This window comes from Candidatus Ulvibacter alkanivorans, assembly GCF_003333325.1.
Taxonomy (GTDB): domain Bacteria; phylum Bacteroidota; class Bacteroidia; order Flavobacteriales; family Flavobacteriaceae; genus Ulvibacter_A; species Ulvibacter_A alkanivorans.
This window is the reverse complement of the sequence record NZ_QOLC01000112.1, coordinates 1-11,191: the sequence shown is the minus strand read 5'-3', so window position 1 is coordinate 11,191 and position 11,191 is coordinate 1. Positions and strand designations below refer to the sequence as shown.

Below are 11,191 nucleotides of genomic sequence, written 5' to 3'. Positions count from 1 at the left end.
GGAAGGAGCAAATGTTTTTCGTTCCCAATACGCTTCAGAATATTGTCTAAAGGGCTTTTCTAACAAAGTTTCCGTATGGTGGTAATCGGCACCGCTCAATACGATATCGGCCGCAATGTCATTTCCATTAACCGCAACGCCCGAAGCCTTGCCATTATTTACTATGATCTTTTCTACGGTTTGATTTGTTTTAATCTGGACGCCTAATGATACTGCTAGCGCTTTCATGCCTTTTATCACTTCATACATACCATTCTTTGGATGGAAGGTGCCTAGTCCAAAATCGGCGTAGTTCATAAAGCTATAGAAAGCAGGTGTGTCTGATGGTTTCGCACCTAAAAAAAGAACAGGAAACTCCAGTATGGAGATAAGTCTAGGGTTCTTAAATTCTTTACGAACTTCTTTACTAATCGTACTAAAGAACTGACCAATTTTACGCATGGTCACAGGAGTAATCAATTCGAAAGGAGAAACGCCTGGGCGGTATACCAGATCTTTGATGGCGATATCGTAATTATCTTGCGCCATTTTCATAAACTCCTTTAGCTTGACCGAACTTCCTTTTTCCTCTTTTTCAAAAGCAACACAGATTTTCTCCAGTGTGTCCTCGATAGTTATAAAGTCGTTTTCTCCGAAATAGACATTATAGGCAGGATTCAATTTTATTAAAGCGTAATAATCTTCCGGCTTTTTATTGAAATCAGAAAAGAATCGGTCAAAAACATCGGGCATCCAATACCATGTTGGACCAATATCAAATGTAAATCCGTCCCTATTTAATTGTCGGGCCCTTCCGCCAACAGTCTCATTTTTCTCAAATACTGTTACTGTATGTCCGGCTTTAGCCAGGTAGCAGGAAGCTGCTAATGAAGAAAATCCGGAGCCAATTATTGCAATCTGTTTACTCATAATGTTTAACAAATTTATGTTTTATTTAAACAAAAAATTGCAATTCGGAAAAGTTTATGATTTTTTTAAAGATTTTATTTTGTCTTGAAGCATGCGAATATCCTTGATGGGGATCACATTTTTATCGGTGAGTCGAAGTGTGTCGGTTCTAATCTTGTTACCCATGACCCAAATTTCACATGGTTTCTTCGGACAATTAATTTTTTGAAATTCATCAAAGTATGACGCAATGCTATGATTTTTTGGCTGTATGGTCATATACGTAAGAAAGGTAAGCTCGTCATAATTGTTGACGATATATTTTAGACTTTCTATTGGAATATTAGCACCTAAATAAATGGTGTTGGCACCGGACGACAGAAGTTCATAATTGGCATAAAGCAAACCAATTTCGTGAATTTCCTCATAAGGCAAGAACAAACAAAACGTATGGTCACTTGTGGTTTCGTGGTTTTGAAGAACCTCACCGGTATGAATAATGATTTGTTGCTTGATACGTTCGGAAATAAAACTTTCATGAGTTGGGTCGATGGTCCCTGTTTGCCACAGCATACCAATTTCATCTAACAATGGAATAAATAATTCAAAGAAGATCTCATGAAACGAACGCTGCTCCCGTAATTTGGAATAGGTATCTGAAAATAACTTCGAGTCGAACGTAAACATGGCCGTTTTAAACGATTTAAGCGCAAAGCTATCTTGTTGCGAAAGAGAAGAAGACTGTATCAAATCTCTAATCTCGTCTTGCGGTAATTTGGCAATTTTCGAGATCTTATACCCTTCGTTATATAGGAATGTGATGTTTAATAGCTTCTGAAGGCTTGCTACACCGTATGTTCTAATGTTTGTTTCAGTGCGATCGGGGTCTAATAAATTATAGCGCTTTTCCCAAATACGAATAGTATGTGCCTTGATTCCTGAAAGATGTTCAAGGTCTTTAATACTGAATTGTGTTTTGACCATGGCGTGACGCCTGCTTTAAATTTGTTGTCAAATTAGGTAAAAAAACTGATTATGAACAACGTTTTTGTTTATTATTTTGAATTATCTTCTAAACAGAATTTAGCGAATCGTATCTCAATTTTAAAATCGAGAGCTAACAATTGGAATATTAAGTTATATTTATAATCCTAAACTCCTCTTTATTAATTGTTAGTATGTATACAAAGTCGTTCTTACCGTTAGTTTTATTGTTTTCGCTCGTGTTTCTCGCGTCTTGCTCCGAAGAAAAGGAAAAGATTAAGATGGATGTCGATGCGCCACTTTACACCTTACTTCCTTCAGAAAAAACCAATATCACCTTTCAGAATACATCTATAGAAACACCCAATAGGCATCTGGGATTCTACGATTATTTTTACAATGGCAGCGGGGTGGCGATTGGTGACCTTAACAATGATGGCTTACAAGATATTTTCTTCGCCGGAAATGACACGGCGAATAAACTCTATATAAATGAAGGAGATCTTACTTTTAAAGATATTAGCGATCAAGCTCAAATAGATTCGGGTCGCTGGGCTACAGGTGTTACTATGATCGATATTAACGACGACGGTTTCTTAGATATTTATGTGTGCAACTCGGGGCCCTACCTTGATGATAGTGTACTTAGGAATCAGCTGTTCATTAATAATGGGGACCTTACTTTTACAGAAAGCGCTAAAGCCTATGGAATCGATGATGCTTCGTACTCGTCTCAAGCCACTTTCTTTGATATGGACAAAGACGGTGATCTAGATTTATTTGTGATGAATCATTCCCTTTTAAATTACGGGAGAAGCGTACAAGAATGGGAAAATGCATTAATTAATAAACCACAAGATGTTTACAAACGATCTTGTAGCACTTTATATCGCAACGACGGACAAGGAAAATTTACCGATATAACGGAAGCTGCGGGGCTCTTTAGACCCGGTTTCGGACTGGGTGTAGCCATAAGTGATTTTGATGAAAATGGCTTTTTAGATATCTATGTTGCCAACGATTATTTTGTGCCCGATTACCTCTTTTTCAACTCGGGTAATGGCACTTTTACTGAAAGTATTAAATCTAAGTTCTCTCATACCTCCTTCTATTCCATGGGTTGTGATGCAGCCGATTTTAACAACGACGGACTCATCGATCTAGCGGTAGTAGATATGACACCGTCAGATCATTACCGTAGTAAAACATTAATGGAGTCCATGGATGTAAAGCGTTTCGACTATTTAGTTGAGGATCGAAATTTTCTTCCGCAGTTTATGTTCAACACCTTAAATCTAAATCGAGGCGCCGGTAATTTTAGTGAAATAGCACATATGTCGGGTGTGGCTCAAACCGACTGGAGTTGGGCGGCTTTATTTGCCGATCTGGATAACGATATGCACAAGGACCTTGTGGTTACTAATGGATTTAAGCGAGATACTAAGGATAGAGATTGGGGCAGGGCTGTAGATGCTCGAATGGAGAAAGAAGGAAGAAGTCCCGAGATCTATTATGAGGAACTCCAAAAAGCGAAATCGATACCAATTACCAATTATGTGTATAAGAACAATGGGAGCTTGAATTTTGAAGATAAATCGAAAGAATGGGGCTTCGAAGATCCCTCTTTCTCAAATGGCGCTGCGTATGGCGACCTAGATAATGATGGGGATCTGGACCTTGTTGTGAATAACTTAGAACGTACTGCCTTTGTGTATCGTAATAATACTTCCGAAAAAGGAATTACCAATTTCGTGCAATTTGAACTAACAGCTGGTGCTAACTTCAATAAAGCACTTAATTCAAGAATTAAATTAGTTGCGGGTGGACAGGAACAATTGGTCGAATATTCTTTCGTTAGAGGATATCTTTCAGGTATGCAGCCATTGGCTCACTTCGGAATAGGAAATTCAGACAAAATTGACAAAGTTGAGATCACATGGCCTGATGGAAAAATAACCTCCATAGACGATCCGCAGATTAATAGAAAACACACAATAGATAGATTTAATAGTTCGAGTGCTCTTGTTAGCAATAAGCCTAATAAGGGGCTTTTTTATGATATTACGAGCCAAGCATCAGAACTTACGTTTACCCATCGCGAAAATGAATATAATGACTTTGCGACAGAAATTTTATTGCCTCATAAGCAATCTACATTAGGACCTGCGTTAGCGGTGGCAGATATAAATGGTGACGGGATTCAGGATTTCTTTGTCGGAGGCGCTAAAGGCCAACCGGGAGCATTGTATACGCAAATTGGCACAAGAGGGCTCGTCCCAATCGATACGAATGTTTTTCAACAAGACGCGGCCTTTGAAGATCTAGGCGCACTGTTCTTTGATGCGGATGGCGATGGAGATATGGACCTATATGTAGCCAGTGGAGGAGGCGGTGATGTGATGGAGGCCCGAATGTTGCAGGACCGATTGTACCTTAATGCCGGAGACGGTAGCTTTGCACGATCAAATCGAGCATTGCCACGAATCACTTCGAGTACAGCTTCAATTGCTGCCAATGATTGGGATGGTGATGGTGATCTTGATCTCTTTGTGGGTGGGCGCACAACACCCGGCAAATATCCATTGCCACCGGATTCTTATTTGCTAGAGAATCAGAACGGGATCTTTAAAGATGTTACTGCCACCTTCGGAAAAGAACTGCAAAAAGCCGGAATGATAACGGCTTCCTGTTGGAGTGATTTAGATGGCGACGGGAAACAAGAATTGATCCTCGTTGGCGAGTGGACACCGGTTATGGTGTATTCGTACACAGGAAATCAGTTTATAAACAGTACAGAGTCTTACGGTTTGGCTGAAGATACCGGCTGGTGGTACAGTGTAGAGCAAGGAGATTTTGACAATGATGGAGACATGGACCTAATTGCGGGTAACTTAGGATTGAACAACAAATTTCACCCTAATAAAGACAAGCCGTTACATGTTTTTTCACACGACTTCGACGATAATGGTACCCTTGATATAGTGCTGAGTAAAACCTATAAGGGCAACTTAGCTCCGGTACGTGGAAAAGAGTGCTCTACAGAGCAAATGCCATTTATTAGTGAGAAGTTTCCAATGTATTCGGAATTTGCTACCTCAACCTTAGAAGATATCTATGGAGCCGAGAATTTAGCTGCCGCACTTCATTACCAAGCCACTACATTTGCGAGTGTTTATCTCGAAAACTTAGGGGATGGGACTTTTAAATCGCATAGGTTGCCTTCGGAAGCACAACTTGCTCCAATTCAAGATATCGTTGTTTGGGACTTTAATAAAGACGGTAACTTGGATATAGTAATTGCCGGGAATATGTACAATACCGAAGTTGAAACACCTTCCTACGATGCAGGTAAAGGACTTTTTCTGCAAGGAAATGGCGATGGAAGATTCACGCCTATCGACAAGATAGCACAAAGTGGACTCTTTATGCCTAAGGATGTACAAGATTTGAGTTTGCTAATGCTATCGGGAAGTGACAGACCTGCGATTCTTGCAGCTAATAATAACGACGCAGTTCAGTTGTTTGTCTGGACCCAATAAGTGATTAGCAGGGGTAAGATAGATGTCTAGATCTTGCCACGCCCATTCTTTGAGCTTCAATTGTACTAATAAATAACTTTGAATTATAAAAGAGAAGTAAGTTGTACCCGGGATGGGTTTTTTTAGGGTTTACGGCTCGTTTTCAAAACTCACGTTTTGAAACCTCGCCACGCCCATTCTTTGGGCTGTAATTGTACTATTAAAAGTTTTGAATGCTTTATGAGAAGTAAGTTGTACCCGGGATGGGATATTTTAGGGTTTACGGCTCGTTTTCAAAACTCACATTTTGAAACCTCGCCACGCCCATTCTTTGGGCTGTAATTGTGCTAATAAAAGTTTTGAATGCTTTATGAGAAGTAAGTTGTACCCGGGATGGGACTTGAACCCACACGCCCAAAGGACACATGGCCCTCAACCATGCCTGTCTACCAATTCCAGCACCCGGGTAAAAAAAAAGTTAAACCGCTGGGCTTAACTTTTTGTGACTTGGCTGGGGCTCGAACCCAGGACCACCTCCTTAAAAGGGAGGTGCTCTACCAACTGAGCTACCAAGTCTTTCTTGAATGCGGGTGCAAATATACTATCATTTAATGTATTTTTCAAAGCTATTTTAAATTAAATTTGAGAAAATTTTAAATTCGTATTGTAGAGGAACCTCGAGAAACTAAAGTCGTATGAAATTGATATTAATTGGATATATGGGAAGTGGAAAATCGGTCGTAGCTAATCAACTGGCGCAGAAACTTCAATACGATTCGATCGATCTTGACGCGTATATAGAAACTCAAGAAAACTGTTCGATTTCGACCTTGTTCTCAAAGAAAGGTGAGATCTATTTCCGAAGAAAAGAAAACGAATATTTACACACTCTCATCGAGAACGAGAACAACTTTGTGCTTGCTACAGGCGGTGGGACGCCTTGCTATTACAACAGTATGGAAGCTTTAAACGCTAAAGACAAGGTCGTCACCATCTATTTAAAGACCGATATTGATACGTTAACTAGTAGACTGTTCCACGAACGTGCGAAACGACCGTTGATTTCGCATCTTGAAACAAAAGAACTGCTTACCGATTTTATTAGGAAACACTTATTCGAGCGTGCTTATTATTACAATCAAGCAACACTGGTGATCGATACAACCAACAAGAACGTTCAAGAGGTTGTTAAGGCGATCGTTTCACACTTATTCTAGAATTGCCTTTGCTTTTTGCTTTTCGAAGATCACAGCCACATTCTCATTAATTGAAGTGGAGAGCGAAATACCTTTAAAGTCGGCTTTTATAGGATATTTTTTGTGGTTCCTATCAACCAAAACGGCTGTTTTGAACTGCTGCAGCGGTACATTTAAAAAGTGTTTTACGCCGTAGATCAAAGTTGTTCCCGAATGTAACACATCATCCACCAATAACAATGATTTGTTCGAATAGGACTCAGCTGGAATAGAGGTCTTGATTTCGTTGGTAGGTTGCTTCTTGTCGATAATTACTTCACACAAGGTTACTTTTAAATCTGAGATTTTTTCTACCTCCTTTTTTAATTTTTTCGCCAGAATAAAACCATTCGTTTTAATTCCTGCAATTACTACTTCTGTTTCGCCTACATTGGTCTCATATACTTGATAAGCAATGCGTCGAATCTTATGTGCAATTTCCTTGTGGGTTAAAATGATGGTTTCGCCTTGGCTCATGTTGAGATGTTTTTTTCAAAGATAGAAAAGGTGCAGTTTATTCAGTATCTGTATTCGTAAAATCTTCCAGGTCTCTCCGATCTTTCTTGGTGGGTCTGCCCACTCCTTTTTTCCGATAATAGCTTTTAGCATATTTAAGCATCTCTTGATTATTAAACGCTTCTTTAGGGGTGGTGTCTTTTCTATAAAGATCTACCAGCTTGGCGCCAACACGGTTTTCGGGTAGGTCTAGCACCTCTAAGGAGTAGTGGATCTGATTTTTTCGTAGGGTAATGCTGTCGCCTGGAAATACATCACGCGCCGGTTTCACCGAAACATCGTCAACTCGTACCGATCCCTTTTTACAGGCTTGTGTCGCCAAACTACGAGTTTTGTAGTAGCGCACACACCATAAATATTTGTCAATTCGCATACAATTAGCTTAAAAACTGCGTTATGTGGTTAACAAAAATAACTGAAAATTGTATCTTGCGCCCACAAAAAAATAAACATGAAAAAATTAAATATTCTTTTTACTACCCTCTTAATGGTAAGTGTGGTTTTTACGTCATGTAAAAATGACGATGAAGGCCCAAATAGAGTACCACCAAGAGATCGTGGAGAAGAAGCGATTTTTGCACAAGCCGAAATTGAAACCTACTTAGAAACTCACTTCTACAATTATGAAGAGTTTGAAAATCCGACAAGTGATTTCGATTTCAAAATTAGATTCGATACGATTGCAGATGAAAATGCCGATAAAATTCCATTAATCGATCAAGTGGATTTTAAAATGGTGAAGGATAGGGTAGAAACCGATCTAATCTATAAATTATACTATTTAAAGGTAGTGCAAGGCGAAGGGGAGTCTCCTAATTTCCCGGATATCGCTGTGACCAATTACGAAGGACGAAAATTAGACAATGAATTATTCGATAGTTCTGTTATTCCGGTGAGCTTCGATCTTACTCGTACTGTAAACGGATTCCAAGACGCCATGGTCGAGTTCAACGGTGCAGGTGCCATAATCGATAATCCCGATGGAAGTGTTTCTTTTGAAGACTTTGGTGTGGGTGCTGTATTTATTCCTTCCGGATTAGGATACTTCAACAATCCGCCGGCCGCTTCAGGTATCTTACCATACGAACAGATCATTTTTACTATCCAACTGTATGAAGTTGAAGAAGGAGATCAAGATAATGACGGAATCCCTTCGATCATGGAGGACCTTAATGATAACGGATTGGAAGAGGACGACGATACCGATGAGGATGGATTGCCTAACTATAGCGATAACGACGATGACAACGACGGACGGTTAACTAGAAATGAGATTGAAATAAATGAGGATGGCACGATCACTTTTCCGGATGTAGATGGTGATGGTACACCAGATTATCTGGATTCAGATAGTTAATCATCATAAGTTCCATATTAACTAAAAACCCCTAACTGTAATAGTTTAGGGGTTTTTTATTAATGGCTATGACTTGTTTTATTTTCTGCCAAGGACTTTGTTAGTAGCATTGACAATTGCTTTTGCATTCAATCCGTATTTGTCCATCAATTGCTCGGGCGTTCCGGATTCCCCAAAGGTGTCTTGGGTAGCGACAAATTCTTGTGGCGCAGGTGCGTTGGTGCTTAAAGTTCTAGCTACACTTTCTCCTAAGCCGCCAAGGTAATTGTGTTCTTCGGCTGTTACGACGCATCCGGTTTTCCTTACACTTTTAAGTATAGCAGCTTCATCCAATGGTTTTATTGTATGAATGTTTATTACTTCTGCTTCAATTCCTTCGGAATGCAATGTTTTGGCCGCTTGTAAGGCTTCCCAAACAAGATGTCCGGTCGCGATAATGGTTACGTCTTTTCCTTCTTGGAGTACTACTGCTTTTCCAATTTCGAATTTTTGTTCTTCGGAAGTGAAATTCGCTACTTTAGGCCTTCCGAAGCGAAGATACACAGGTCCTTTATGTTCGGCTATAGCAAGGGTTGCTGCTTTCGTTTGATTGTAATCGCAAGTGTTGATCACTGTCATACCAGGAAGCATTTTCATCAACCCGATGTCCTCCAAGATTTGATGCGTTGCACCATCTTCACCCAGAGTTACGCCCGCATGCGAAGCGCAGATCTTTACATTTTTACCGCTATAGGCAATACTCTGTCGGATTTGGTCATAAACACGACCTGTAGAAAAGTTTGCAAACGTACCGGTAAATGGGATTTTTCCACCAATAGTCATTCCGGCAGCGATACCCATCATATTTGCTTCAGCGATCCCAACCTGAAAAAATCGTTCAGGATGATTTGCTTGAAATTCGTCCATTTTCAACGAACCGGTAAGATCGGCACAAAGAGCCACCACATCTTTATTGGTTTTTCCAAGGGCTGTAAGTCCGGCTCCAAAACCAGATCGTGTGTCTTTCTTTCCTAGTACTTCGAATGTTGTTTTCGTTGTCATAACTTAATCGTTGTTGTTGAGTTGGAATTTATTCTAGAATCGTTTTGCATGGTGTATGTCGATGACTTTAAATCAATCTGACGGTATACCATTCTGTATTCTCCTGGCTGTAATCGAATCTTGCCGGTCCTACTTTTATCTTCAATGTTCGTTACCCAATCCCATGTCCCATTATCATTCTTCATGAAAATTTGTCCAGTGATTTTATTGATTCCTGCATACTTGAAAAAACCGGGGGCTTTTATGTTGATGTCGGAGATTGTACTCTGCTCGACATTTACGGTAACATAAATTCGAGGCAAGGTTAAAATTTCAACCATGTACGTTCCTACTAAATACTTATCCTTTGATCCTATTTTTTGAACATTCAATGTTGATGTACTGCCCTCCTGCATAATCCTAGCATCAATCTGATAGGGTTTTGCTGCATTAAGGTAACGCAATCGAATATTACCTTGTGGGGTGTTGGCTTCAATTGTATTGTGAATGTTTCTTTTTATTACAATGTTCTTCTTGATAACCCTAGGAGTCGTGTTTACGACAAGGTCATATGAAAGTGCGGGATCAATAATCAGTGTGTCGGGATTTCCGAAACGATTAATAGTATGCGTAAAGGTGTATTTGAGATTCGTCGTTCCTGCTTCATATAGGAACATGGTAACGTCTGTTTCAGTTGGAGCACCCGCAATATTGTTCAAGTTGATTTGCACCGTAGTATTCAGAAGTGCTTTTTGAACGACATTTTGAAGTACTCGTTCGAAGGCTTCTCGCGTTTCAGCATCTTCATACGTTCCAATACAACGGAATTTTTCAAGGTAAGACAAATCCATTCCTAGACCAATCACGAATGGAGTTACATTAACACCTTTATCTTTCAACTTCTTCGCAATTACGCAAGGATCGTTGTCACATGCTTCAAGTCCATCTGTAATGAGAATAATAACGTTTCTTGAAGTGTTGTCTGGAAAATCGCCAGCTGCTGCTTCAAGTGAACGTGCAATTGGTGTGGTTCCTTTTGCTTGGATTGATTTTACTCGATTTTTGACACTAGTAAAATTGTCTGGTCCAAATGGAACTTCCAACTTGGTGTCATTACAATCCTGAAATGTTGCTGTAATTGGTGATTGGTGACCATAAACGCGCAGACCAATTTCTAAATTTGGAACATCGCGTAAACCATCGACTGTTTTAGCAAGTAATTCTTTGGCAGCATTGATTCGAGTTTGAGTTCCCCAGCGGGCATTCATACTATTTGATGCATCCAGAATGAAAAGAATACGCGTCATTTGCTCTTGTCCATAAGAAAATGAACTTAGAAAGATGAGCAATATAGCGAGTGTTTTCTTCATTTAGTAATCTCCTAAAGTTTCTTCCAATTGATTCAAAGCAGACTCTAATTGTTCAGCGTTCGGAGCATTTCCATGCCACTTATGCGTCCCCATCATGTAATCTACACCTTGTCCCATTTCAGTTGTCATTATAATAACGATTGGTTTTCCGTTTCCAATGAAAGAATGTGCTTTCGCCATTACTGTCTTCATTTCATCGAAGTCGTGACCATTCATTTCGAGTACTTCCCATCCAAAAGCTTGCCACTTTTGAGAAAGGTTACCTAAAGAGAGGACATCATCGACATCTCCATCGATTTGACG

10 protein-coding genes and 2 tRNA genes are annotated in these 11,191 nt (G+C 39.8%); 3 read left to right on the top strand and 9 right to left on the bottom strand.

The annotated features are described in order from the left end of the window. Both DWA30_RS12800 and DWA30_RS12795 read right to left on the bottom strand, forming a co-directional pair. Positions 1-909: phytoene desaturase family protein (locus DWA30_RS12800; protein ID WP_114492926.1), on the bottom strand; the 909-nt coding region annotated here is incomplete at its 3' end. A gap of 54 nt (positions 910-963) precedes the next feature. After that, positions 964-1,872 (bottom strand): MerR family transcriptional regulator, encoded by a 909-nt coding sequence (locus tag DWA30_RS12795; RefSeq protein WP_114492925.1) that lies wholly within the window; start codon positions 1,870-1,872, stop codon positions 964-966. A 194-nt stretch (positions 1,873-2,066) separates the two neighbouring features. Between DWA30_RS12795 and DWA30_RS12790 the strand changes: the two genes are divergently transcribed. Next, a complete protein-coding gene (locus DWA30_RS12790; RefSeq protein ID WP_114492924.1) occupies positions 2,067-5,411 on the top strand; it encodes a VCBS repeat-containing protein in 3,345 nt (1,114 codons plus the stop codon). 364 nt (positions 5,412-5,775) lie between these two features. Here DWA30_RS12790 and DWA30_RS12785 read toward each other — a convergent pair. Both DWA30_RS12785 and DWA30_RS12780 read right to left on the bottom strand, forming a co-directional pair. Then, a tRNA-Leu gene (locus tag DWA30_RS12785) sits at positions 5,776-5,858 on the bottom strand. Between the two features lie 35 nt (positions 5,859-5,893). Then, positions 5,894-5,966: transfer RNA gene (locus DWA30_RS12780), tRNA-Lys, on the bottom strand. A 119-nt stretch (positions 5,967-6,085) separates the two neighbouring features. Here DWA30_RS12780 and DWA30_RS12775 point away from each other — a divergent pair. Then, positions 6,086-6,607, top strand: coding sequence for a shikimate kinase (locus DWA30_RS12775; protein WP_114492923.1), 522 nt, complete (start codon positions 6,086-6,088; stop codon positions 6,605-6,607). On the opposite strand, the gene DWA30_RS12770 is transcribed toward DWA30_RS12775, so the two are convergent. After that, positions 6,599-7,102, bottom strand: a complete 504-nt coding sequence (locus tag DWA30_RS12770) for a phosphoribosyltransferase family protein (protein ID WP_114492922.1) — start codon at positions 7,100-7,102, stop codon at positions 6,599-6,601. The two genes, DWA30_RS12775 and DWA30_RS12770, sit on opposite strands and share 9 nt — an antisense overlap. 37 nt (positions 7,103-7,139) lie before the next feature. Next, positions 7,140-7,514, bottom strand: a complete 375-nt coding sequence (locus DWA30_RS12765; RefSeq protein ID WP_114492921.1) for an RNA-binding S4 domain-containing protein — start codon at positions 7,512-7,514, stop codon at positions 7,140-7,142. Between the two features lie 78 nt (positions 7,515-7,592). On the opposite strand from DWA30_RS12765, the gene DWA30_RS12760 reads away from it, so the two are divergent. After that, on the top strand, positions 7,593-8,498 hold the full coding sequence (locus tag DWA30_RS12760) for an FKBP-type peptidyl-prolyl cis-trans isomerase (protein WP_114492920.1): 906 nt from the start codon (positions 7,593-7,595) through the stop codon (positions 8,496-8,498). A gap of 78 nt (positions 8,499-8,576) precedes the next feature. Here the strand turns inward: DWA30_RS12760 and DWA30_RS12755 are convergent, their stop codons facing one another. From DWA30_RS12755 to DWA30_RS12745, 3 genes are all read right to left on the bottom strand, one after another. Next, complete coding sequence (locus tag DWA30_RS12755; RefSeq protein WP_114492919.1) at positions 8,577-9,539, bottom strand: transketolase family protein; 963 nt, start codon at positions 9,537-9,539, stop codon at positions 8,577-8,579. Beyond that, positions 9,536-10,888 carry a vWA domain-containing protein gene (locus DWA30_RS12750; protein WP_114492918.1) on the bottom strand — a complete coding sequence of 451 codons (1,353 nt, stop codon included), beginning with the start codon at positions 10,886-10,888 and terminating at the stop codon, positions 9,536-9,538. Before DWA30_RS12750 ends, DWA30_RS12755 begins: the two co-directional genes overlap by 4 nt. After that, a partial coding sequence (locus tag DWA30_RS12745) for a thiamine pyrophosphate-binding protein (protein ID WP_498365830.1) occupies positions 10,889-11,191 on the bottom strand: 303 nt, incomplete at its 5' end.